The 22,353-nt window shown below is 65.3% G+C and carries 24 protein-coding genes and 1 pseudogene; 10 read left to right on the top strand and 15 right to left on the bottom strand.

Annotated elements, in window-relative coordinates:
- Window positions 1-1,509, bottom strand: a complete 1,509-nt coding sequence (locus ACJH6I_RS29550; protein WP_406785057.1) for a flippase — start codon at window positions 1,507-1,509, stop codon at window positions 1-3.
- Window positions 1,510-1,568: 59 nt separating this feature from the next.
- Window positions 1,569-3,344, bottom strand: coding sequence for a serine aminopeptidase domain-containing protein (locus tag ACJH6I_RS29545; RefSeq protein ID WP_406785056.1), 1,776 nt, complete (start codon window positions 3,342-3,344; stop codon window positions 1,569-1,571).
- Between the two features lie 350 nt (window positions 3,345-3,694).
- Between ACJH6I_RS29545 and ACJH6I_RS29540 the strand changes: the two genes are divergently transcribed.
- Together ACJH6I_RS29540 and ACJH6I_RS29535 are read left to right on the top strand one after the other, a co-directional pair.
- Window positions 3,695-4,783 carry a glycosyltransferase family 4 protein gene (locus ACJH6I_RS29540; RefSeq protein WP_406785055.1) on the top strand — a complete coding sequence of 363 codons (1,089 nt, stop codon included), beginning with the start codon at window positions 3,695-3,697 and terminating at the stop codon, window positions 4,781-4,783.
- Entirely contained in the window at window positions 4,783-5,856 is a 1,074-nt protein-coding gene (locus ACJH6I_RS29535) for a glycosyltransferase family 4 protein (protein ID WP_406785054.1), read from the top strand. Before ACJH6I_RS29540 ends, ACJH6I_RS29535 begins: the two co-directional genes overlap by 1 nt.
- On the opposite strand, the gene ACJH6I_RS29530 is transcribed toward ACJH6I_RS29535, so the two are convergent.
- A complete protein-coding gene (locus ACJH6I_RS29530; protein ID WP_406785053.1) occupies window positions 5,853-8,162 on the bottom strand; it encodes a putative bifunctional diguanylate cyclase/phosphodiesterase in 2,310 nt (769 codons plus the stop codon). The two genes, ACJH6I_RS29535 and ACJH6I_RS29530, sit on opposite strands and share 4 nt — an antisense overlap.
- A 268-nt stretch (window positions 8,163-8,430) precedes the next feature.
- Window positions 8,431-9,618 carry a diguanylate cyclase gene (locus ACJH6I_RS29525; RefSeq protein ID WP_406785052.1) on the bottom strand — a complete coding sequence of 396 codons (1,188 nt, stop codon included), beginning with the start codon at window positions 9,616-9,618 and terminating at the stop codon, window positions 8,431-8,433.
- Between the two features lie 682 nt (window positions 9,619-10,300).
- On the opposite strand from ACJH6I_RS29525, the gene ACJH6I_RS29520 reads away from it, so the two are divergent.
- From ACJH6I_RS29520 to ACJH6I_RS29505, 4 genes are all read left to right on the top strand, one after another.
- Window positions 10,301-11,668, top strand: a complete 1,368-nt coding sequence (locus ACJH6I_RS29520) for a sugar transferase (protein WP_406785051.1) — start codon at window positions 10,301-10,303, stop codon at window positions 11,666-11,668.
- Window positions 11,669-11,817: 149 nt separating this feature from the next.
- Window positions 11,818-12,348: a Chromate resistance protein ChrB gene (locus ACJH6I_RS29515; protein ID WP_406774588.1), complete on the top strand. Its 531-nt coding sequence runs from the start codon at window positions 11,818-11,820 to the stop codon at window positions 12,346-12,348.
- A gap of 42 nt (window positions 12,349-12,390) precedes the next feature.
- Window positions 12,391-13,569, top strand: coding sequence for an MFS transporter (locus ACJH6I_RS29510; protein ID WP_406785050.1), 1,179 nt, complete (start codon window positions 12,391-12,393; stop codon window positions 13,567-13,569).
- A 53-nt stretch (window positions 13,570-13,622) separates the two neighbouring features.
- Window positions 13,623-13,946: a hypothetical protein gene (locus ACJH6I_RS29505; protein WP_406785049.1), complete on the top strand. Its 324-nt coding sequence runs from the start codon at window positions 13,623-13,625 to the stop codon at window positions 13,944-13,946.
- 140 nt (window positions 13,947-14,086) lie between these two features.
- Here the strand turns inward: ACJH6I_RS29505 and ACJH6I_RS29500 are convergent, their stop codons facing one another.
- Window positions 14,087-14,434 carry an aminopeptidase gene (locus tag ACJH6I_RS29500; protein WP_346414738.1) on the bottom strand — a complete coding sequence of 116 codons (348 nt, stop codon included), beginning with the start codon at window positions 14,432-14,434 and terminating at the stop codon, window positions 14,087-14,089.
- 23 nt (window positions 14,435-14,457) lie between these two features.
- Window positions 14,458-14,688 carry a hypothetical protein gene (locus ACJH6I_RS29495; protein ID WP_061007354.1) on the bottom strand — a complete coding sequence of 77 codons (231 nt, stop codon included), beginning with the start codon at window positions 14,686-14,688 and terminating at the stop codon, window positions 14,458-14,460.
- 150 nt (window positions 14,689-14,838) lie between these two features.
- Here ACJH6I_RS29495 and ACJH6I_RS29490 point away from each other — a divergent pair, with 150 nt between their 5' ends.
- Window positions 14,839-15,759, top strand: coding sequence for an MBL fold metallo-hydrolase (locus ACJH6I_RS29490; protein ID WP_406774645.1), 921 nt, complete (start codon window positions 14,839-14,841; stop codon window positions 15,757-15,759).
- A 37-nt stretch (window positions 15,760-15,796) separates the two neighbouring features.
- Here the strand turns inward: ACJH6I_RS29490 and ACJH6I_RS29485 are convergent, their stop codons facing one another.
- The 6 genes from ACJH6I_RS29485 to ACJH6I_RS29460 all read right to left on the bottom strand — a co-directional run bounded on the left by ACJH6I_RS29485 (window position 15,797) and on the right by ACJH6I_RS29460 (window position 18,374).
- Window positions 15,797-16,363, bottom strand: coding sequence for a hypothetical protein (locus ACJH6I_RS29485; protein WP_406774584.1), 567 nt, complete (start codon window positions 16,361-16,363; stop codon window positions 15,797-15,799).
- The gene (locus tag ACJH6I_RS29480; RefSeq protein WP_406774583.1) at window positions 16,360-16,920 is read right to left on the bottom strand and encodes a DUF6286 domain-containing protein; all 561 of its coding nucleotides are present in this window, start codon (window positions 16,918-16,920) and stop codon (window positions 16,360-16,362) included. The genes ACJH6I_RS29485 and ACJH6I_RS29480 overlap by 4 nt, the downstream gene beginning before the upstream one ends.
- On the bottom strand, window positions 16,920-17,318 hold the full coding sequence (locus ACJH6I_RS29475; RefSeq protein ID WP_406774582.1) for an Asp23/Gls24 family envelope stress response protein: 399 nt from the start codon (window positions 17,316-17,318) through the stop codon (window positions 16,920-16,922). The genes ACJH6I_RS29480 and ACJH6I_RS29475 overlap by 1 nt, the downstream gene beginning before the upstream one ends.
- Window positions 17,311-17,490, bottom strand: coding sequence for a hypothetical protein (locus ACJH6I_RS29470; protein ID WP_406785048.1), 180 nt, complete (start codon window positions 17,488-17,490; stop codon window positions 17,311-17,313). The genes ACJH6I_RS29475 and ACJH6I_RS29470 overlap by 8 nt, the downstream gene beginning before the upstream one ends.
- Window positions 17,491-17,590: 100 nt before the next feature.
- Entirely contained in the window at window positions 17,591-17,920 is a 330-nt protein-coding gene (locus ACJH6I_RS29465) for an Asp23/Gls24 family envelope stress response protein (RefSeq protein WP_406785064.1), read from the bottom strand.
- Window positions 17,910-18,374, bottom strand: a complete 465-nt coding sequence (locus ACJH6I_RS29460; protein WP_346414733.1) for an Asp23/Gls24 family envelope stress response protein — start codon at window positions 18,372-18,374, stop codon at window positions 17,910-17,912. The genes ACJH6I_RS29465 and ACJH6I_RS29460 overlap by 11 nt, the downstream gene beginning before the upstream one ends.
- Before the next feature lie 193 nt (window positions 18,375-18,567).
- Between ACJH6I_RS29460 and ACJH6I_RS29455 the strand changes: the two genes are divergently transcribed.
- Both ACJH6I_RS29455 and ACJH6I_RS29450 read left to right on the top strand, forming a co-directional pair.
- A complete protein-coding gene (locus ACJH6I_RS29455) occupies window positions 18,568-19,140 on the top strand; it encodes an RNA polymerase sigma factor (protein WP_406785047.1) in 573 nt (190 codons plus the stop codon).
- Window positions 19,137-19,595, top strand: a complete 459-nt coding sequence (locus ACJH6I_RS29450; protein ID WP_133427403.1) for a hypothetical protein — start codon at window positions 19,137-19,139, stop codon at window positions 19,593-19,595. The genes ACJH6I_RS29455 and ACJH6I_RS29450 overlap by 4 nt, the downstream gene beginning before the upstream one ends.
- On the opposite strand, the gene whiA is transcribed toward ACJH6I_RS29450, so the two are convergent.
- On the bottom strand, window positions 19,561-20,529 hold the full coding sequence (whiA, locus tag ACJH6I_RS29445; protein ID WP_406785063.1) for a DNA-binding protein WhiA: 969 nt from the start codon (window positions 20,527-20,529) through the stop codon (window positions 19,561-19,563). The genes ACJH6I_RS29450 and whiA overlap by 35 nt on opposite strands.
- 128 nt (window positions 20,530-20,657) lie before the next feature.
- Window positions 20,658-21,119 (bottom strand): hypothetical protein, encoded by a 462-nt coding sequence (locus tag ACJH6I_RS29440; protein ID WP_406785046.1) that lies wholly within the window; start codon window positions 21,117-21,119, stop codon window positions 20,658-20,660.
- 464 nt (window positions 21,120-21,583) lie between these two features.
- Between ACJH6I_RS29440 and ACJH6I_RS29435 the strand changes: the two genes are divergently transcribed.
- Entirely contained in the window at window positions 21,584-22,108 is a 525-nt protein-coding gene (locus ACJH6I_RS29435) for a helix-turn-helix domain-containing protein (protein ID WP_406785045.1), read from the top strand.
- 53 nt (window positions 22,109-22,161) lie between these two features.
- Here the strand turns inward: ACJH6I_RS29435 and ACJH6I_RS29430 are convergent.
- Window positions 22,162-22,278 (bottom strand): annotated as a pseudogene (locus tag ACJH6I_RS29430) (TetR family transcriptional regulator); the annotation flags it as partial.
- Window positions 22,279-22,353: the final 75 nt, after the last annotated feature.

The following is a 22,353-nucleotide window of genomic DNA, read 5'->3' as shown; positions in this document are numbered from 1 at the left end:
TCATGCCGCTCGCGCCGGCCGCAGTCGCGCCAACAGCTGGCGGTCGAGCAGTCGCAGCGCGAACGCGCCACCGACGAACAGCACGACCGAGCATGCGGCCACGACCACCCACGGCACATGGCCCTGCATGACTTCGGTGACCGCGCATACGCCGACCGTCAGCGCGACGATCAGGAGCAACTTGGACACGGGCAGCAGCCGGTCGATGGGAATGGTCCGGGCCGCGAGCGCCCACATCGCGACGAACATGACGACCTCGGTGATGACCGTGGCTCCGGCCGAACCGTTGAACGAGAACCGCGGAATCAGATACACGTTCAGAACGACGTTGAGTACCAACGCGCCGCACGCCACCCACGGATAGGCCCGTTGCCGCGTCGCCGACACCAGGGCCACCAGGATGAGGTGGGACAGCGCCGCGAACACGGCCCCGACCAACAACATGCGGACGGCGTCGGCACACACGCCGAACCGCTCGCCGTACAGCAGCGACACGATCTCGTCGCCCGAGGCCCACATGCCGGCGACGGCAAGACAGGTCAGCAGTCCGATGAGCACCGCGGAAGAGCGCACCCGGCTACGGAATTCGTCGGTCATCAGCGGCCACGCCGCAACCAGCAGCGTCGCGACCGGCGTCACGATGGCCAAGACCGCGTACGACAGCACGTCGGCGAACTTGTAGGCCACGCTGTACAGGCCGACCGAGTCGAAGTGGTCCAACTTGCCGAGCATGAGGATGTCGATCTTGGACAGCAACGTCATCATGGCCAACCCGATACTCAGCGGAATGGCTTCCACCAGCATCTCGCGCCACAGCTTCAGGCGCGGCTGTTTGGTGATCCGCGGTCCGACACCGCCGCGTCGGACGCCGATCAATTTCCATGTGCCGGAGAAGATTTCGTTCGCGATGGCCGGCAAGATGAAGAACATCAGGCCAGGGTGGGTCGTCGCGATGAGGACGGTCAGGACCAATTGGAACAGCTGGGCGAATGCTTCCGCCGCTGCGACGGTCACCATCTTCAGCCGGCTCTGGTACAGGACCGACAGCGCATGGCTGGGCGTGGCGATGACGACGACGAGGCCGGCCAGGGCGGTCGCGCGGATGACCTCCCCCGAGTAACCCATGGCGACGACGTACCCGACTGCGATCCCGTATCCGAGTAGCCCCAATGCCGCTCGCAGACCGACAAACGAACTCGCGAAGACGTCGGCGTCTTCGTCGTCTGCTTCCAGCAGTCTGCCGAGCACCACCCGGCCTACGCCGAGATCGGTGACGATCGACATCATCCCGAGAAGTCCGAATACGAACGAGAACACGCCCCAGTCCGTCGGCGACAGCAACCGCGCGATCAGGACCGTCCCAGACCACCCCATCAGCGCGATCGCGAGGCGGCTCAACAGCAACGCGACGGTATTTCGCCCGGCGGCCGCGTGCTGTTCGTCCCGCCGGCGCTTGTCCGCATCGGCGTCCACGGGCACGCCAGGTCCGCCACTGTCCGTGGCAGTCACCTGGCCGCCAGGTTCCGCACGCTCGACCGCGTCACGCCGCCTACTTCTCATTCCGATGGTCACCCTCGCTCACAGCAAGACGCGGGCGGGTCTGCGTTGCGATGCCATGCGGTATGCCGAACGTCGCCACCAACCGATTCTGGCAGCAGTTCAGCAAACTCGCGCTGCGCGACAGCCAGAATCCGTGCACTCGCGACATTCTGGATGTCCCGCTGCAGGAGCGGGTGATCGCCGCTCGGCGCGCGCGTGATGGTCGGCGCCCAGCCACGACGCTCGAGCCGTGCCACGCCTTGCGGCCCACGCTGTTTGTCGAACCACGCCTGGTCCTCCGGCGACATCACCATGTCGACGACGACACCCTGGCGCCCCAAAGCCGTCAGCAGGACTTCGGGCACTTCGGTCAAACCGAGTCGGCCCATCAGCAGCCAGAGCTGATATGGCAACCATCGCCTGATCAGCTTCTTGACGCGCGCTTCGAACGTGCGCGGTTCGGGGGCGGGCTCCACGCCGGGATTCGGCGGCGTCATGCCGATCAGCTTCTCGGGTCCGATGGCCTTGTGGCGGACGCTGAAGAGGATGGCGTTGACCAGTACCACCGCCCGGGCGCCGTACCTGATCGCGCCGATCGCGGAATTCCACGCGCCTGAGCAGATCCCGGTCATCATGAGGCGTTCGGCAGGTATCCCGGTCGCCACCATCGCGTCATGCACGTCGGTATTGGATTCGGGCGAATAGATCGTCGCGAATTCCGCTGTGGCCCAACCGGTGTCACCGGTACCGCGACGGTCGTAGCGCACCGCGGCGAGGCCGTGTGTGGCGAGTTCGCGTGCGGTGTCGGTCCACACCCGACCCGAGCCGACGCGATGTTCACAAGCGGTGTTGTGGATGAGCAACGTCGGGGTGTCCGAGGGCGCATCCGCCAGAGCAGTCCTGATGGCGAACAACCGATTGGGCCCCAACTCGTCCAACGTCTCGACGACTGCGCGGCCGTCGGGCAGCTGGGCCACCTGTGCGCGGCGAGCAATGACCGGAGACACCGGTTCCCGGCTCGTGTCGTCCATGGCGTGATGAAGCCACTCTGCGATCAGCGTCAGCGTTGCCACCGGGATTTGCACCACGAACGTCACCGGCTCGACGTACTCAGGCTGGCCGGCGACAGTCGCCAGCTCACAGTTGCCATTCCCCAGCAGTGCCTTGATCGTCGGTTCGTCCGCGCGTTCGGGCCTGGCGACGATGAGCGTCGGGACGGCCACGCCGAGCGATTCCGGCATCTGGATGCCTTTGAGTTGTCGTGCGCATTCCGGCGAGAACGTCGTGCCCAGGATGGACTCGCGTTCGACGTCGATCCGGTCCGCGCCGACCGTCATCTTGTACAGCGTCCGCTGCTCGCGGAGATACCGGCGCCCGTCAAGGACGGGGTCCCACAGGACCAGCGCCGCCAACCCATCGAGATCGGATCCGACGGTGGCCGCGAGCATGGCACCCATCCGTAGCCCGACCACGCCGATCTGCGTCACCCCCGCACTCCGCAGGTACCGCACCGCGGTGCGAATACTGTCCTGATAGTCGCTCAATGCCGAGTCGGCCCCGAGCTCCCCGGCAGAGTCACCCGTGGCGCGATAGTCGAACCGCAGCACCATGAACCCTCGCGCGCACAGCTCTTGCGCCAGCAGTTTCAGTCCGCGGTAGGTGTCGACGTGCTCCTTGCCCAAGGGCGGGCAGATCACGATGCCGCCGCGTGCACGTCGCCCCGCCGGTACGTGGACGACTCCGTACAGGGGTGCCGTTTCGGGGCCGAACCATGTCGGCTGCGTATGGGCAGCTTCCTCGTCCACGAACCAGAGCCCCCTCTGTGATCCAAAGTGCTGTGTAGTCGAATGGCGACATGGTCCGTCGACAACCGGACGCTGCCGCGCTCCACGATACACACTTTGCCACCTCAGATGTTCGCTAGAAGTGCAATATCAAACATGTACAGCAACTGGTCGGCAACCTGAACGACGCTCTACCAATCCTTTCGATCGACAAGATGCCGCGGTAAAGACACTGCAGTATGGGATTTATCACCCAAAACGGCTCACGTCGCGCGCCGTTTCCGACTAGACCGCCACAGCGCGAACGGTTACGGTATGCGATATAGAGCAATGGCTACACAATTTGCTAAATTTGCATCCGGAGGCACGAAGTGGCAGACCCCAACTCCTCGTTGGGCATCGTGGCCAGCCGGCGTCCGTCGATCATCCACGTCGCGGAATCATTCGCCAGCGGTACCGCGTCAGCGATCGGGGACTTCGTCCGCAACTACCCCGAGGCTGAGCATCACCTGGTCTACTCGTTTCGCGACGAGGCGCGGCTGGACATCGACGAGTTGACGTACTTCGCAACCAAGACGCAGATGCCCCCGGGGACCATCGCCCGGGTCAGGTTCCTGCGGCGGTTGCTTCGCGGTACACCGGGCGTGATCGTGCACGCGCATTCGAGCATGGCAGGCGCCTACGTGCGCTCCGCGGTGCGCCGTAGCAGCCGCCGCCCACTGGTCTACACGCCGCACTGCTATTCGTTCGAACGGCTGGACGTGTCGTGGGCGGTACGGCAGGGATTTCGCATACTCGAATGGTTGTTGTCGTTCAATACGTCCGCCTACGCGGCGTGCTCACCACGTGAGGCCGAGCTGTCGAGATGGCCGCTGAGCTCGCCGCGCGTGGTGACGGTACCGAATGTGCAACCACCTGGACTGCCCCAAGCCGACCGTCCCGCAACGGATCCCACGCTGCGAATCGTCGGCAACGGACGCCTCGGCCCACAAAAGGACCCGCGGTTCTTCGCCGAGGCGTTCCGTGCGGCAGCCGAGGTACACGGCGGACTGGAGGCCATCTGGATCGGTGGCGGCAGCGACGGGGACATCGATCTTCTCCGCGCGCACGGCGTCGATGTCACCGGTTGGCTACCTCGCAGTGCGGCCCTCGATGTGATGGCCGGTTGCGATCTGTACCTCCACACGGCGTCGTGGGAAGGATTTCCGATTTCCATCATGGAAGCTGCAGGCATGGGGTTGCCGGTGGTCGCACGTCGCCGCGCGTACTTGCACGGCGTCGACCTACCGGTGCTGCTCGACCGTCCCGAAGATCTGGTCACCGCCATCACGGCGCTCCGTCGGGTCGGAGGGCTGGCGGCGCTGCAGCAACAGACGGCGTCGGCGTTGGCCGGAAATTGCGACACCCACCAGCGGACCGCACTTCGCTCCGTGTACGGGCCACTGACGGGACACCGCTGATGAAGCAAGTTCATGTGAACGGAAAGTGGTTGGCGCAGAAGCTCACCGGCACGCAACGCTACGCCACTGAGATCGTCCGCGCAGTCATCGACGACGACGTCACCGATCTGGTCGTCCACGTGCCGGCCAACGCCGAGATCCCCGATTGGCTCCGCACTCCACGGGTCGAGATTCGGCAGTCGCGCACCACCGGCGTGGTTTTCGAGCAGCTCTACCTACCCGCGGCAACGCTCGGGCACACGCTGCTCAACTTCGCCGGGCCGGCACCGTTGGCAAAGCGTCGGCAAGTCGTCACCATGCACGACGCCACGCCGTTCCGGTTCCCGCAGACGTTCCGCCGCGCTTTCGTGGCCTTCTATCGCGTCTCGTACTCGTTCCTCGGACGGTGGGCACGCCATCTGGTCACGGTGTCCCACTTCAGCGCCAGGGAACTGGACGACGTGCTCGGCATCCGCGCCCAGAAGTTCGTGGTCGCCGGTTGTGCCGCGGATGCCCTGACAGCGGTGGAACCCCACCGGCCCGGCGTGGCACCGGACGAACCGTTCTATCTCATGGTTGGCACGCTCGCGGTCCACAAGAACCTGCCGGCACCCGTACAAGCCGTCGCCGAATCCGGTCGGACCGTCGTCGTGGTCGGCGCGTCCGGTAGCGACCAGGTGTTCAGTCAAGCGGCCGCACTCTCGTCGAAAGCCATTGTTGCCGGGCGTCTTTCCGATGCCGAGCTGGCATGGTTGTACCGCAACGCGCGTGGTCTGATCTTCCCGTCCCGGTACGAGGGTTTCGGCCTGCCGCCGCTGGAAGCCCAGACCCTCGGTTGTCCGGTGATCACGTCGAACGCGGCATCACTGCCCGAGATTGCCGGCGACGCCGCGCTCTACTTCGACCCCGACGACATGCCGGGTCTGCTCGCCCAGCTGGATCGGCTGGAATCCGAGGCGGGTCTGGCGGATTCGTTGCGAGAGCACGGCGCACTGAACGCGGCCCGCTACTCGTGGGAAGTGTCCGCCCAGCAGATACTCGAGACGGTTGGCGTCGTACCGCCGGCCGGCCGGGACCCGAAACGCAGCCGCTAGATACTCGCTGCGACGGGCCGCGTAATGCTCGGCGGAAAGTCCGGCCGTTCACGAAGCCAGGCGGGCACGCGATCAGCGGCGATGGGCGTGCTGTAGAGATAGCCCTGCACAACGTCGCACTTGAATTGCTTCAGCCGAGCGGCAGTTTCGCCGTCTTCCACGCCCTCAGCGACGACGCGGGCACCCAGATGATGGGCCAGCGAAATGATGGAGCGGACGATTTCGGCAGCACGATCGTCCTTGAGGACAGATGCGACGAACTGCCTGTCGAGCTTCACCTCGTCCACCGGAAGGTCGCGCAGGTAACTCAAGGTTGAATAGCCGCTGCCGAAATCATCGATGGCGACCCGTACGCCGGTGTGGCGCAATCCGTTCAAGACGTACTGAACGCGTCCGAGCTTGCTCAGCATGAAGTCCTCGGTGATCTCCAACGTCAGGTCGGCTGCGGAGATCCGGCGTTCTTCCAGTGCCCTGGCAATTCGCCGGGGCAAGGCGATGTCGGTGAGGCAATTGGCGAATACGTTGACTGCCACGGGAACAGCCAGTCCCTCACCGCGCCAGCGGGCAACGTCGTCAAGCGCCCGCTCGATCACCAGATCGTTCACCAAGGTGGTCAGGCCATGCGAACGCACCAACGGCAAGAAGCGGTCGGGGGCGAGTAGGCCGAGTTCGGCGTGGGGCCAACGCAATAGGGCTTCCACGCCCATCATCGCGCCCGAGATCAGGTCGAACTTCGGTTGGTAATACAGGCAGAGGGCCTCACTGTCGATCGCCTGGCGTAGCTGGCCCAGCAGCCGGACCGTCTCGGTCGGCCGTGCCCCCAAGGCCGCGGTGCGCGTCGTCGTCGCAGCGTCGTCGTCGATGTCGCTGTCCCTGCCGTGGATGTAGGCACTTCGCAGGTGGGAGTTCTTGGCGATTTGAACGGCCGCCGCCGCTCGCGCGAGCAGATCGTCGGCAGTCAGGTCCGCTTCGCCGTCGGTGGCCACCGCCAGCCCGACGCTCGGCCGGATCAGCAGGTCGTGCCCGTCGATGATGAACGGGTCGGCGAAGGCCTGGACCAGGCGGTCTGCCACGGCCCGGCCGCGCTCGACACCGCCGTCCATGAGCACCGCGAACTGCCCGCTGTCCAGCCGTGCGACGACGTCGTCGAGGCCGACGCTCGATCGGATGCGGGCGGCGGCCAGGTTCAGCAGTTCGTCTCCCGCACCACGGCCATAGGCCGCGGTCACCAACGCCAACTCGTCCATATCGAGACGCGCGACCGAAACGCCTTCGGCGCCATGGCCGGTCCGGGACAGCGAGCGAGACAGTCGGTCGCGCAACGAGATCGCATTGTCGAGGCCGGTCACCCGGTCCTGCTCCAAGAGTTCTCGCGCGGCGGCCCGTAGGCGCTGGTTCTCGTTGAACGTCACAATCTGACGCACCACGGTCGTCACCACGAGCACGAGCGCCGTGATCGCCATCGGGACGCAGCAGGCGGCCGCCACATGCAGTAATTCGATGCAGCAGACCGCGGTGGCGATGACCAACGGCACCACCGGAATGGCCGCGGACCATCGCGGCGCGGCCGCTGTGTCAACGTCACTGGCGGACAGCGTTTTTCGCTGGTGCCGACTGGCCAGCGCAGCGAATGCCAGGCAGATCAGCGCAGCACTCCAGCCGAGATCCATCATCCGGTGCGCCGTGCCGCTCCCCCACATGTCGACGAACAGCATGGCGATGTTCGAAACCGCACCCAGAACGTTGCCTATCGTCAGCAGCAGAAGCACCAGGCGATGTCGGCGATCAACAGCGCTCAACACAGCAATGGCGACGGCGACCAACACCAGATCGGCGATCGGGAAAACCATGGCGAACCACGATTGCCAGCGGTGCTCGGCGCCCATGGCAAAGCCGTCTCTGAGCGCCGCCACCCAGGCCAAGGCGAACACGGCAAGACCGATGATCGCACCGTCGAGAACCAACCGGGCCCTCGTCCATGGCGAGGCACCGGATGCCAGCAGGACCAGACTGACGCACGCCGCGACCGGATAAAGCAACCCGACCAGGTCGACTGCGGCCGGAACCACGACCGGGGTGCCTCCGAGACGAAGTTCGGACAGCGTCCATATCGTCTCGGCGACCGCCCAGCCACACAATCCGACCGTCAGGCTGATCCAGGCCGCACGGTGTCTACCACGCGATCCGACGGCGGCCGAGATCGCACACGCCACGGCAAACAGCGCGAGAGCGACCATCACGGCATCGACGACGACTGCGCCGGCGACGCCGCTGTCCGCGCTCGCAATCAGAACCTGCCGCACCACAGGTGCCTCCAGTCCGCCGTGTTCGTGCAATCGTAGCGACAACAACCGAGTTAGCGTGGACAACCCGCCCAACATTGTCGTGTCGGAGTCAGCCGACGTATTCGCCACGAGAAACCGGCTGCCATCACGCTATTTCCTTCGTGCCGGCAAACTCGGAGCGCGCTACCCATCTCAGGTATGCCATGCATCCGCGTATCCTACCCCAGGTTCAGCAAAGTTCCGGGTGCGATAATTCAGCGTGGATGCCGCGAAAATGAAATGGCCGCGGTCAGTGCGGCCGCGACGGTGAAGGGTCGTCGCATGGGGTCGAGGTGCCGTCGCACCGACAGACGATGTCGTTGCCGACAGCGAACGTCAGGCGGACCGCCGCATCGCCCCCGCCACGCTTGGCCGAGAACATCGCATGGTCGGCGCACTCGATGGTGGCGTCCAATACCGATTGGGCATCCTCGTCTCCCCGGGAGAAGTCCGGCAAGGCGACGGAGACGACACCGATGCTGGCGGTGACCGGCGCCAAGTCGGCGGGTGCGGCGATGGCGGCGCGTACCCGCTCACTGATGCCGAGTACTTGCTGCGGTGACGTGACGTCGACGACCACAAACTCTTCGCCGCCCACCCTGGCGACGAGGGCACTGCTGCGTACGACGCTCCGTATCCGTTCCGCGCTGCGCATCAGGACCGCATCGCCGACAGCGTGCCCGTACGTGTCGTTGATGTTCTTGAACCTGTCCAGATCGATGACCAGCACCGTTACGCAGGCGCCGGCAATGGATCGGTGCGCCCGGTCGGCGAGGAAGCTCTCGATCCTCAGGTTCAAACCACGACGGTTCAGCAGCCCGGTCAGTTGATCGGTCACCGAGTCGTGCGCGTCGTTCCGCAGCACCCAGATGCCGAATTGGACGACAGCAGGCAGCACCACGAAAGATGCGATGGCCGCCAACGTCTTGGCGAGTGCCAGATAGGGGTCTTGGTCCGGCCCCCACGCGATATCGGCTGCGAAGACCGCGGTCACCATCAGCACCCACGCCGTGTGGAGCGCCAGGACCTTGGGGCCTTCGAAGAACTTCGTATAGACGGAGATGAGCAGGAGCGCGTTCAAGCCGAAGAATCCAGCCAGCCGGTTGGAGTCGAGCAGCGCGACGACGCTGATGCCGATGTCGGCGTAGACGATGAAGGCGATCGACGTCGCGCGCGACGGCCACGGCCCGAACCACCACAACAGTGCCCAGACCAGCGCGGAAACCGCAAACACCGACGAGATGCCACGAGACAGGTCGGTGGACGGCCCCGCCGGCGAAAACTGAATGACGATCGAGATTGCGGCGAGTAGCGCTGCGCAGCCCCCGACAAGCAGTTGTATGCCCCCGAGCAGGCCGCGCTGGGCGAAGTACCCGATTTGCGCGTCGTAGTCGACCGGCTCGGACCACCAGACACGAGCCAGCCGAGCAACAGCCATTAGCTCGCGCAACCGTGCCAACACGTCGGACCCCGTTTCAGGTGAACCTGATGAATGCGATCTCCCCAAATCGCAACAACCAAACGAACGCTAGCAGCCGAGTTTGGCAATGTCCATGCCGATTCATTTGCGCTTGTCACGCCTTACTTCACGCATATATGGCTAATTTTCATAGCTCATCCACAGCCATCCGGCGGCGATATGCGGCCGCCGCGGCCGCAGCCACTCGCCGGGATCTCACGGCCTCACGCATCGAAGTGTGATGGCCGTAACAGCTGTTGGTTAGGTGTCCTACTTGCCCACTCCAATCCTTCGGTATAAATTTGCTGAAAATCGCGTTCGTTAACAAGTAGTGCTTCACGCGAGACCATCGTCGGTCCGCGTGTCGATCCCGAACTGGCAGGTGAATCCTGCAAGCACCGCGGGGTCAAATCGACCGAGTGAGTCCCGCCCAGCAGAGAGCGCCCCGGTAACCATGTCGACACCCGCCGTAGATATTTCCCAGTTCACGAACGATATCGGCCCTGCTCGCGTGCATTCCGACGCCGCAGCAGGGGCCCCGCTTCAGCTACCAGCAGCTACCGCCACCAAGCACCGGGGCCGCTCGATCCGTGAGCAGCGTCATCGGAAACTTGCGCGAATACTCATTTTCAGCGACTCGCTAGTTATTTGCTCTTCCGTCATGTTCGGTCAAATTTTCCGGTTCGCCACCACCAGTGGCCACCCCGTCTACATGTCCCTCGACGGCGGCCCCCACGTCCGGTACCTCGCCGTGTCGGCGGTCATCGCGGCGGCGTGGATGGGCTTCTTGTCGCTGGGCAGCCGGTCCGCCAAGGTCGTCGGCCGCGGTTTCGACGAATACGTCACCCTCGCCGCGGCCACATTGCAGCTGTTCGGCCTGATCGCCATCGCCTCGACACTGCTGCACTTCGACATCTCACGCGGCTACCTGGCCATCGCCCTGCCCACCGGCCTGGTCGGTCTGATCACCACCCGCTGGATCTGGCGACGCGTCGTCGCCCGGAAGCGTCTGTCGGGTGACGACCAAAGTCGTCTCCTCGTTGTCGGCGCCACCAGCGCTGCCGCGGACATCGCCACCGAGTTCGCCAAAGACCCGTGGGCGGGGTACCACGTCGCCGGGTTCTGCACGCCGATGGGACCCACACATACCAAGGAAGTCATCACCATCGCCGGCCGCGACATCCCCATCGTCGGCACCGACGAAGCCATCCTCGCCGCCGTCCAGCGCACCGGGGTGGATACCGTCGCCCTGGCTGCCACCCATCACCTCAGTCCCACCGACATCCGCCGACTCGTGTGGGAACTGGAGGAGCACGGAGTCGATCTCATGGTCGCCCCCGGCCTCATCGACATCGCCGATCAACGCCTCACCAGCCGCCCGGTTGCCGGCATGGCCGTCTTCGAAATCGCCAAACCCCAATACAGCCGGGCCAATTCACTCATCAAACGCACCTTCGATGTCCTGTTTGCCGCGACAGCGCTGGCAGCCGTTGCGCCCGTGATGATCGTGACGGCACTGGCGGTCAAACTCACCAGTGCCGGGCCGATCTTCTACCAATCCGAACGCATAGGACTGGACGGAAAACCGTTCCGCATGACCAAGTTCCGCAGCATGTACCAGGACGCCGACACGCGCCAAGCCGACATGATCGCCGCCAACGGAGGTGGTGCCATGTTCTTCAAAATCAAAGACGACCCCCGCGTCACCCCCATCGGCAAAATCATCCGCAAATACTCCATCGACGAACTCCCCCAATTCCTCAACGTCCTCACCGGACACATGAGCGTCGTCGGACCCCGACCCCAAGTCCGCCGCGAAGTCGACACCTACGACGACCTCGTCAGCCGCCGCCTCGCCGTCAAACCCGGCCTCACCGGCCTCTGGCAGATCAGCGGACGCTCCGACCTCGCCGTCGAAGACGCTGTGCGCCTCGACCTCACCTACGTCGAGAACTGGTCGTTGCTCCAGGACATCCTCATCATCGGCAAGACTGTCCGCACCGTCCTCGCCGGTGACGGCGCCTACTGACACCGAGGTGCGGCCGGACATGAATATGAGCTCGCCATGATCCGGCGCGCGGCACTCTTTGCGCAGGTGAACGACCGAAGTCGCCTGTTGGGCACCACCAAAAGAAACATCCGTTACATTCTTGTTTGTGATTGCGAGCGTGACGCTTCGTGCGGTGGCTGATTCTGGTGGTGCGGATACCTGCAGTGCCTTCTCGGCACCGGGTGGCGACGTGGCGCGAGCTGCGGCGCGGTGGCGCATTGCAGATCGGGCAGGGTGTGTGGGCGATGCCGGACGTTCCGGTGTTCGCCGACGGTGTCGCGCGAGTGGTCCAGTTGGCGCATCGCGGCGGCGGCGAAGTGTTGACGCTCAGCGCGGCCGGTCGTGACAGGTCGGAGTCGGCGCGACTGCAGGAAATGTTCACCGCTGAACGAGCCCACGAATGGGCCGGCTTCCTTTCTGGTTGCGTGGAGTTCGACGCTCAGATCGACACGGCGATCGCCAACGGTGAACTCACCATCGCAGCACTCGTCGAGCAGGAAGAACGACTGGAGCGGTTGCGTCGGTCGCACCGAGACATCAAGGCGCGCGACGTCTTTGGCGCACCAGTCGCCGCAGAGTCCCATCTGCGGCTGGAACGGTGCGCGGCCCACTTGGCCGACTACGCCGCACGGGTGTATCGAGCAGTGCACCAGATCTAACTGCTGCGCAGCGCACGCGATCAAGCCACCGCGGACGCTGCGATGAGTACATTGCCCGGAGATTCGGCTGGTGTACCTCGCGCGGGTCTGCTGCCCGTCTATGGCGCCGGATTCGCAATTGCGTTGAGCGCCAGCAGCATCGCGGCAAATCTGGCGAGCTATCTGCGGATCAGCCATGGGATGCTGCTTACGTTGGGACTGCTGCTGGCGCTCTATCCTGCGGCCGAACTACTGCTCAAACCGCTGATTCGGGCGCTGTTCTCCACTCTGGGTGTTCGGGGCGTGCTGCTGGGCGGGTTGGTCGCCTCCGCAGCGGCATCGGGGGCGTTCGCCATCGCGGAGGACGCGTTCGGCATAGGTCTGGCGCGGCTCGGTCAGGGCGCAGCTGCCGCGGCCGTCGGACTGAGTGCCGACGCGGTGCTGACCCGGTTGACCGTTTCCGGAACGAGGCGCTCGTTCGGCGGGTACCGCACCTGGAAAGCGGCGGGTTACACGCTGGGCCCCCTGCTCGGCGGCATTTTGGTTGCCGTTGGCGGGCATTCGGCGCTGTTCCTGCTGCTCGCCGTCCTTGCCGCGGCACTGACCGCGTGGGCAGCATTGGCCGTGCCGACGATTGATACAGCGGCCCCGGCGAGCGAGTCGACGACGGATCTTGTCCGGGCTCTGTTCAAGACATCAGGTGCGCGGCCTGCGCTGGCCCTCGCTGCCGGCACGGCGGCAGTGTCCATCAGCCTCGGTTTCCTGCCCGTGCTGGCTGCCCAACGGGGCCTGGGCGTGTTGGCCTCCGGGGCACTCGTGTCCGCTCTGGTTGCGGTCGCTGCATCCGTACAGCTTCCGGTGCGCCGTCTCCGCGATGCCGGAAAATTGGCCGACCACACCGGGATCGGAATCGGGCTGCTGTTGGTGGCATTAGGTTTCGCCTCGGCGTCACTGGCGCCGACCATCGTGGTCCTGATGTTTGCGGGCGTGTTACTCGGTGCCGGCGCGGGTGTAATCGCGCCACTCGGGTTCACCTATCTGGCCCGGAGAAATCCCCCCGAACGGCTCGGTCAGGTGGTGGGCGTCGCCGAGATCAGCCGTCTGCTGGGCGATTTCGCCGGCCCGCTCCTGGTTGGCGTCATCTCTACCGCGTCCACTCTGACCGTGGCGCTCCTCGCTGTGACGATCTGCCTCGCTGCCGCAGCCAACTTCCTGGCATTGGGCGCCCGCGGATCCGGCTGATCAGACTCAGCCGGATCCGCTGTCACGGCATCGGAATCCGCGGCGGCGACGGAATGGGCGGCGGCGAGGGGATCGCCGGTGGTGACGGAATGGCCGGCGGCGGGACCATCGGCGGTGCGGGCATGGCCGGCGGCTCCGGCACCATCGGCCCACCGGTCTCGGTCGCGGGCATCTGTGGCGCGGGCGATTCTGTGACCGGCCCCGACGTACTCACGGTCGGTGCACCCGATGTGGGAAGTATTGTCGTCGTGGATGTCTCGGTGGACGGCGTCGTCGTAGTGACCGATGTCGTCGATTTTTCGTTCGAGGCTTTGTCGCCACACGCGGCAAGGCCGGCCACCGCCAGCGCCAACGCGCCGGCGCATAAGGTCAGGTGAACTCGGAACAGCGGTTTCGGGTTGGTGGTCATGGCGCATCTCCCTGGTCCGACAGTGTTGTGGCAGCGCATACCCCGTATCCCGCTGGCCAAACGCCGTCACGGATTGATCGTGCGCTCCCCCAACCTGACGCCCCGGGATCAGGCCGATGTCGCGCTTGCGTCGGACCGTCGCCGAACCACGGCAGCCGACGCCGCGACGACAATCCCGACGATCGCGACAGGGATGGCCCAGGTCCGGCGGCCGGACAGGGCAGATTCACACAGCGCGACGTAATCGGTATGCGGCACAATCTCATTGAGGATCGGCACACCCGCGATGCTCGACGCATTCGCCGAGCGGGCTTGATCAAGATCCTGGAAGAGGGCACTGCCGCAACCGATCTCCTTGCCGTCATTGGACGAGGCAGAAACGGGCACCAAGAGACCAATCGCGCCGGCCAACAGCAAGATGGCCCCCGCGAGCAAAAGCATTCGTCGAACAGACATGGTTGCTCCTAATATCCGTTGGCTCAAGACTTCTTCGACGGGATGACGATCACGACGATCAGGGTCAGGATCGAGAAGAACAACCCCAGAATCCCCCAACCGAGGGCGCTTCGGCCCTTCGTGCCGGCGATCACCGCACAGATGATCGCGGCGATGACGCTGCCGATGGCGACGAAGATTCCCTTGATGCCCCGCAGGATGAATCCGGCTGCTTCGGGCTGGCTCTGCAGGGCCAATACCAGTTCGTGGACCATCTCGATTCCTCACACTGAGTGACGCGCCGACGGCATCAGCTAACTTCACCTATTCCCTGTCGCCTGATGTGCCAAACGTCGCCACCCGATCGATTTCCCACGTTTGACGTCGCCGGAATAGATAGGGGGTCAACAGCGTTGGCCACCTCCGTGCACACGTTTTGCGCCGGGAACGCGACCGTCACGCAGCTCACGGAGTTGGATGTCTGGCCGATCCCGCCTCGGCACTGGTATCCCGCCATCAACGACTCTCAGCTGGATGCTGCGCGGAAACTGTTCGCGCCGTCGGCCATCACCGATGACGCCGGCACGATGCTGTTCGCGATACACAACTACGTGATCGAGATCGACGGCGTCGTGATCGTCATCGACACCTGCTCCGGCAATCACAAGAACCGTCCGTACTTCGCGGATCTTCATATGCTCGACACCGACTATCTGAACCGGCTTTCGCGTGCAGGGTTCGAACCGGCCGATGTCGACATCGTCATCAATACCCACCTACACCTGGATCACTGCGGATGGAACACCCGACTGGTCGACGGCGTATGGGTGCCGACCTTCCCGAATGCCACCTACGGGTTCCACGGCGCCGAGCTCGAATATATTGAAGCACAATGGAAGTCGGCACGTGCCGGGCAATGGCGGAGCGACGCGGGCTGGGTCTACCAGGACAGCGTGTTGCCCATACTGGACAGTGGCGCACACCGCGGCGTCAGCCCGGGTGACGTCATTCATTCGAACGGGGCCACACAGATCCGAGCGGCCGAGGCCGCCGGACACACGCCCGGACATCTCGCAGTCGAGATCGCCAGTCCCGGAGGCGGTTTACTCATCGTCGGCGACGCACTCCACCACCCCGTGCAGGCGCTGTATCCCGACCTGGAGTTTTTTGCCGACCACAACCCGCAGCAGGCGATCGACACGCGCCGCGCCATCCTCGAACGCAGCGCGAACGAGGGCATCGGCATTGTGACGGCCCACTTCCCCGCGCACGGCCCACTGTATGCCGGCCGGGACGGTGACAGCTTCCGGTGGCAAAACTACGTCGACGCTGTCCAAGTTTGCTGAAATAGGCAGCGAAGGGACCAGCCGCCGGCCGGCGGAATCACCCGGAGCGTTTGGTTTTGGCGATCTGCAGGACCGCGCGTGCCGCCACGGTCTTGCCGGTGCCCCCGGTGACCCGGGCGATGTCGGCAAGGGTGGTGTCGATCGCGGAGATGACATCGGAAAGGCCCGCCGGGTGTGCCGTGGTGACGGTCAATTCCACGGTCGGGGTGCCTCTGTCGACGATCGTCTTGCCCTTGGCGGACTGCACATTCGAATCCTGCGCCAGCGCGGCGGCGGCCGCCCCGGCGACGCCATCGAGGTTCACGGTGATGAATCCCGGGTCGGTCGTACCGGGAACGCGTAGGACCTGCGTCTTGCGGACCGGCACATGCGCGATGAGCCAGATCAGCCCGAGTATCAACAGCAGCGCGCCCGCACCGGCCAGTTCCCACGGCCACCACGTCGATGCGGTGGCCCGCACGACCGGCCCCGTACTGATCTGCTCTGGAGCCGCATGCACGACATGCGTCGGCCACAGCGCCGCCGCGGCACCCAGGGATGCCACGACGATCCCGGCGACCAGTGTCGCCGCGCGATCCACGAGATCGGTCGGCAGCAGGCTCATGCAGCCCCGCTCGTGCCGATGCGCACGACGATTCTCGGTGTGGGGATTAGGATCTCGGTCGCGCTGCCGACGGCCGCGGCGACCGCGCCCTTCGCTGCGGTGTCGGACTCGATACCGGTGATTCCGACATACATGGTGACCTTGCGACGAGTGGCCGCCGAGTTCAGCACCTCCACGCCCGGTACGCACGATGCCGCATGGGATGCCAGCCGGGCCACGTCGCGCGGCTGCATCCACACCGATCCCGCCGCGTCGACGGCGACGACGGTCTTGCGTCGGGGCCGCAGCGCCACGAACACCAGCCAGAGGCCGAGCAGCAGTGTGCCGACGCCGGCGGGCACCATCCACCACTGACTCCGCAGGCCGTTGAGGGCTGCGATGGCCGTGCCGATCCACGGCGTCCCGCCGATCCAGCCCAACACGACACCTGCTTCTCGCAGGGACACGACGCCGACGAACATGACGACCAGTGCCAGCGCCACCGCAACGTAGCGGGCGGTGGCCGCGGCAGCCGGAGACCGGCCGGGTGCGGGAAGTACGAGGTTGTCGGCAGTCATCAGCGGGTCCTCTTCGTGTCCTTGGTGACGGTGCTCAGTTGCTCGACGGTGACGTCGACACGGTCGACCTGCAGCCCACCCATGCTCGACAAGGTCTGCACGACATTGCGCTGTACCGCACGCCCGACGTCCACCGCCGGTGCCGGCCACGCCACGGTGACCTTGAGATGGGCGGTGACGCGGTCGCCGGTGACCGTCAGCTGCGCTTGCGGCAGAGACCGGCCCGGGATTTTGGCGCGTCCTTCCGGGAACGGCAGCACGTCGGGAGTGTCGAGCGCGGCGCGGACGGCCAGCCGCTGCGCGACCTTCTCGCGGACGGTCAGGGTGCCGCGCGTGGCACCGTCGTCCTCGGAGTCAGCCTGCGGCGCAACGGTTTCGGCAACCTCTGGCTCAGTCACGGTTGCGCCTCTGCAACAGGGCGGCGAGATCGAGTTCGCCGTCGCGGTGGGCGCCGATCAGGTAGCCCGCCACGCCGAGAAGCAACGCGATGAGGAAACCGCCGAGTCCGCCGGCGGCCGCAGCGATGCCGAGTAGCAGACCGGCAACCAGACCCAGCGTCGATGAGGTCATGATGTGAACCTTCCGCGTTACGAAGTTGTACTGGCACTTGGGAATTCGTGGTCCGTGGTGGGGCGGCGCGCCCCTCGTCGCGCCGCCACACCACGGCGGTCTACAGCAACCCCCGACCAGGCGTTGATGTCACCGGCACGAGATCTTCGATCGTGACGTCGACGGGTAGTTCGATCAACTCGGCGACGGCCCGCTGGATCGCGGTTGCGGTCGGTCGCACCGGCACGCCGAGGACCAGACTCACGTGCACGTCGACCCGGTCGGCCGCGATCCGGACGCCGGATACCCGCCGTCCCGGCAGGTAGGTCGCCACCTCGCCGAACATGCCGGCGTGCAAACCGGCCACGCCCTCCACGGCGGTCACCGCAGCAGCGATGCGTTCGGCCGCGTCCTCGACAACCGCGTCCCCCGTCGGGGCATCACTGGACACGGGCGGGCGCGGCGTCGGCGTCGTCACCGCTGTCACCGTCCAGGTGCACGTCGTGGACGGTGATGTTGACTTCGGTCACCTCGAGGCCCGTCATGCGTTCGACCGCGGCGATGACGTTGCGGCGGATGCCCGCGGCCAGGTCGGCGATCGCCACGCCGTACTCGGCGACGATGTCGATGTCGACCGCCGCCTGCTTCTCGCCGATCTCGACCGATACGCCCTGGCTCTGGTTGACGCTCGCGCCGGGGATCCGTTCGCGGATCGCGCCGACCACCCGCGACGCCCCGCCGCCCAGGTCGTACACGCCGCTGACCTCGCGGGTCGCGATCCCGGCGATCTTGGAAACCACCACGTCCGCGATGGTCGTCTTGCCCTGCGAGCTCACCAACGGTGAACCCTGGTACGGGCTGACTTCTTTGCCGGACGGCTCCGTGTCGGCCTGTGCGCTGGTCATCACCGCTCCCCTTTCGACGTCGTTATTGGGTAGTCGTTACTCAGAACTCGAACCGAACGTCCCATTTGAGTGATTCAGGACACATCGCAAATCTACTCAGCCGAACTTGTCTCAGACAGCCCGTTCGGCATTCAATTCTGGTACGAATGCCTATATTTCACGAGCGGTGGAGCGTAGCTGAGAGCGGAGTGTGGTGACAGCGCCAACCGGTGGCGACCTACGCGACGCTGACGACGAGGCCTTGCGCGCCTCGGCGGTGGTCGGCGATCGCGAAGCGTTCGACACCATCGTCAACCGCTACGGACCGGTGCTCTACCGGTATGCGCGGCGAATGCTCGCCTCCGAGGCCGACGTCCCGGATGTCGTGCAGGACACCTTCGTTGCCGCGTGGCAGCAGATCGGCTCCTTCCGCGGTAGCTCGTCACTGCGGACGTGGCTGTTCGCGATCTGCTACCGGAAGATCGCCGACACGCACCGGCTCAAACGCGCACGGCCAGTTGAAGATTGGGTACTGGAACCACTGGCGGGACCTGACACTTCCGCGGATCCCTTCACCGCGGCATCCAATGCCGCCTTCCTGGACGCCCTCGAGCTGGCGCTGGGCGAACTGCCGGTGCGCCAGCGCGCGGTGTGGATGATGCGGGAGGTCGAGCAGATGACGTTCCCCGAGATCGGCGAGGTGCTCCACATCAGCCCCGACGCGGTGCGCGGTCACCACCACCGGGCTGTGAAGACTTTGCGAGTTCTGTTGAGGAGGTGGCAGTGACAGAGCCTGATCCCTTCCTGCACAGCGCAGCTTCATACCTGAGAACTGTGCCCGAACCCGGCTGGGACGCCATCAGCGACAGGGTGCGCGCGGCGGTGCATGCAGCGAGCCGGGTGGGTTGGCCCATCCGCGCGTCGCGGGATGCCGGCGCCGGCGTCGTGTACATCACCGACCACGCTCTGCGCAGCCTGCTGGCCCGGGAGTTGCGTCGCAGCTTCGTCTGCCAGCCGACCCGCATCGCTTTCACCCTGGACGGCGCCGTACTGCGTGCCATCGACATCGACGTCACCGGAAGCTACGGAACCCAACTGCGCGACCTCGGCGACGACATCCGCCGGCTGGTGCTCGACACGATCCGAACCATCCTCGACGACCTCGACCAGGACGGCAGCAGTCCGGCCGGCCCGATCGACGTCACCATCACGGATGTTGTGGAGGGTGACCCACTGGGGTGACGTCCGCACTGGTGTCGGCGATTCCGGCTCGCTGGGCTTCGCGGTCGGCCATTCCCAGCACCCGCCGGAGACGACCCGCGGCGGCGTGCTTCGTCAACGGCGGCTCGGCGAGCCGACCCAGATCCTCCAACGACAGGTCAGGGTGCTGGACGCGCAAGCGTGCGATCTCGATGAAATGGTCGGGCGCCTTGTCGCCGAGGATTTCCAGCGCTCGTTGCGCCCGGATGGCAGTCGTCATCGCCGACTGCTGCGCGCGGCGTTGATTGGAGTCCACCAGTGCCGCGCCGGCCGTGGCGGTGCCGCCACGATCGCGGTACGACTGCCAGACCTCATGAGTCTGTTTGGCGCCAATGAGATTCAGCAGCGAGGAGATGGTGTCGGGGTCACGAACCGTGACCCGGTCGGCCCCACGCAGCTGTCGCGCTTTCACGTGGACGCCGAGGCGTCGCGCGGCCCCCGTCAGCGCCAAGGCGGCTTCCATACCCGGGCATTCCACCTCCAGTCCCCGTGCGCGACCGGCCAGAGACAACGATCCCCGGGCGAGAAACGCACCACGCCAGACGGCTTCGGCATCCGCCCGGCTGCCGCCGACGATCTGGGCGGGCATCCCCCGGACCGGCCGCCCCCAGCGGTCGATGAGTCCGGTCCATCGGGCGACATCCTCCGCCTGGTGGGCGACATGCACCAAGTAGCGACGACGCGACCCCACGCTCGGCAATACGCGCACCTCGGGCGCGGATCCACACAAGTCTTTGAGGTCACGGCAAACCCGGCTGGCGACGGATTCGCGGTCCACGTCAGCGTCGATCACGACGCGCCCGTTGGCCACACGGAGTCCGCCCGCGAACTGCAGCAGCGCGGTCACTTCGGCCTTACGCGCACTGGGCAGGTGCACGACGGTACTGGCGAGCTCGTCTTTCACCCTCGGTGTCAACACCACAAAACCCCCACAACACATCGATTCCTTACTCACCACCACACCGGGAATCACGAAGGGGCTCAACGGCCATCATGCGACGCCGAACCACCTCACCGATTCCCGCGTGGCATCGGCCTTGCCGATCAGCGCGGCGATTCGTCCGTTCGGCGGGACAGTTCGGCCCCGGGCGCGGCGACGAGAAGCCTGCGGAGGTAGTTCCGCTGATCAAAGGTCAGTCGCTGTAGAAAGTTTGCCAGCGCTGACGCTTCGGTGCCGTCGTCGGGCATGTTCCGGGGAAAGACGACCCACACCGATTCCCCGCCCGTCATCCCGATCTCAGCGATGAACCCGCCACCGGCGAGCTGCTCCCCAAGCGCGCGCAAGCGCCAGCCCTGCGCCTGGAGCGCAGTGGCCCACCAATACGCCACCCGCACGGAACGCGGTGGCTGACAGATCATGCCTGGGATGTGCGCGCTGTTGCGCGCCGCCGGACGTGGCCGCCTCGACAGGTGTGAACCGATCAGCACCGCCGGCACGTCCGCGGCCTCGTCAGCCCATTCTGCGTAATCGTCCTGTGAGCAGCCCTGCCGTCCAACAGAATTCATTCAAGTCTCCATATCGTGCACGGCGTCTCCGTTGGCCTGCACCACCGGTACACTCTTGACCTGGTTGCTCACTGCGGCGACGTCCCACCAGCAACCACCAGACGACGAAACCTCACAAGCGCCGTTACGGCTATGCGAGCAGCGCCAAGGTCGGCACGACACTCCGCGGCACCCGCGGCAGAACACGAATCACTACATCCCCCTTGAGAAGACCGGCCCCAAGCCCCCCGGCTTTACTGGCACTCAACTGATGTCACGAGAATTCCATGAACCTACCGAAGCGTCAACTCTTCGCAAACATTAGCTGTCGTTGCATTCACAGGAAAGTGAGCTAACGTTCGTGCGACAGGCGCGCGCCCGAACCGCACCCTGTGGCGTCTGGCCCAGGCACCGCACCCCCCGGGCGGTCATCAACTGAGTCAACGTAAGTCATTGCACTGCAACTTGATTCAAGGGGGAATCCGATGGCCACCAAGAAAGGTCGCCAATATTCGGTGGGCGCAGCCACTTTCGCCGAACGTCTCAATCGATTGTTCGCCGCCGTCTGGCCGCCGGGGCGGGGGCCGTATCGCAGCTTCGAGGTGACCGAGGCCCTCGCCCGGCGCGGGTACCAATTGTCGGCGCCGTACCTGTCACAACTCCGTTCGGGCACCCGGAAGTACCCGTCCCCGCACACCGCGGAGATGTTGGCCGAGTTCTTCGGAGTAGAAGTCGAGTACTTCGATCCAGATACCAGCTATGCGCGGGTCATCGACGCGGAACTGGCCTGGCTCGATCTCGCCCATGACAAGACCGTCCGCGAGCTCACCACGGCACTCATGACGCTGACACCTGATCAGCGCGAAGAACTATTGGGGCCCGATCCGAGTCCGGTACCGGAACAACAGGATTCGCCTCATGGGGCGATCCAACCCTCTGGACGCACGACGTACGCGGCTCATCGTCGGCGAACGCATTGTCGACACCCCATGCCCGCAGTACGACCATGAGGTGAATCAGCTTCTCCCCCTTGGCCGCCCCGGCGTGTGGACCGCCGAGCGGGTCAGCTCATCGACCGGCGCACTGTGAGACTGGGCAACAACACGTCGTCGACCAGGATCCGTACGGTGTCCTCGGTCGGTGGTCGGTCGGAGACCAGCGCCCGGAACACCAGATAACCGGCTCTTCATGATTGAGGGTGTAGAACGGTCAGCTGCTGTCGGCCTGTGATTGGGGTGTCTGGTTGGCTGGGTGT

Origin of the sequence: Mycobacterium sp. SMC-13, from assembly GCF_045311035.1 — a bacterium.
In the GTDB taxonomy this organism is placed as follows: Bacteria; Actinomycetota; Actinomycetes; order Mycobacteriales; family Mycobacteriaceae; genus Mycobacterium.
The sequence above is the reverse complement of the archived record's forward strand: the minus strand, read 5'-3'. Positions and strand labels throughout refer to the sequence as shown.

Coding starts and splice junctions, on each gene's coding strand:
- ACJH6I_RS29495 (WP_061007354.1), bottom strand. CDS start 14,688: ATGGTCCACGAACTGGTATTGGCCCTGCAGAGCCAGCCCGAAGCAGCC.
- ACJH6I_RS29505 (WP_406785049.1), top strand. CDS start 13,623: ATGGGCGGCGGCGAGGGGATCGCCGGTGGTGACGGAATGGCCGGCGGC.
- ACJH6I_RS29525 (WP_406785052.1), bottom strand. CDS start 9,618: ATGGCTGTTGCTCGGCTGGCTCGTGTCTGGTGGTCCGAGCCGGTCGAC.
- ACJH6I_RS29485 (WP_406774584.1), bottom strand. CDS start 16,363: ATGAGCCTGCTGCCGACCGATCTCGTGGATCGCGCGGCGACACTGGTC.
- ACJH6I_RS29460 (WP_346414733.1), bottom strand. CDS start 18,374: ATGACCAGCGCACAGGCCGACACGGAGCCGTCCGGCAAAGAAGTCAGC.
- ACJH6I_RS29520 (WP_406785051.1), top strand. CDS start 10,301: ATGTTCGGTCAAATTTTCCGGTTCGCCACCACCAGTGGCCACCCCGTC.
- ACJH6I_RS29440 (WP_406785046.1), bottom strand. CDS start 21,119: ATGAATTCTGTTGGACGGCAGGGCTGCTCACAGGACGATTACGCAGAA.
- ACJH6I_RS29480 (WP_406774583.1), bottom strand. CDS start 16,920: ATGACTGCCGACAACCTCGTACTTCCCGCACCCGGCCGGTCTCCGGCT.
- ACJH6I_RS29535 (WP_406785054.1), top strand. CDS start 4,783: ATGAAGCAAGTTCATGTGAACGGAAAGTGGTTGGCGCAGAAGCTCACC.
- ACJH6I_RS29510 (WP_406785050.1), top strand. CDS start 12,391: ATGAGTACATTGCCCGGAGATTCGGCTGGTGTACCTCGCGCGGGTCTG.
- ACJH6I_RS29500 (WP_346414738.1), bottom strand. CDS start 14,434: ATGTCTGTTCGACGAATGCTTTTGCTCGCGGGGGCCATCTTGCTGTTG.
- ACJH6I_RS29470 (WP_406785048.1), bottom strand. CDS start 17,490: ATGACCTCATCGACGCTGGGTCTGGTTGCCGGTCTGCTACTCGGCATC.
- ACJH6I_RS29435 (WP_406785045.1), top strand. CDS start 21,584: ATGGCCACCAAGAAAGGTCGCCAATATTCGGTGGGCGCAGCCACTTTC.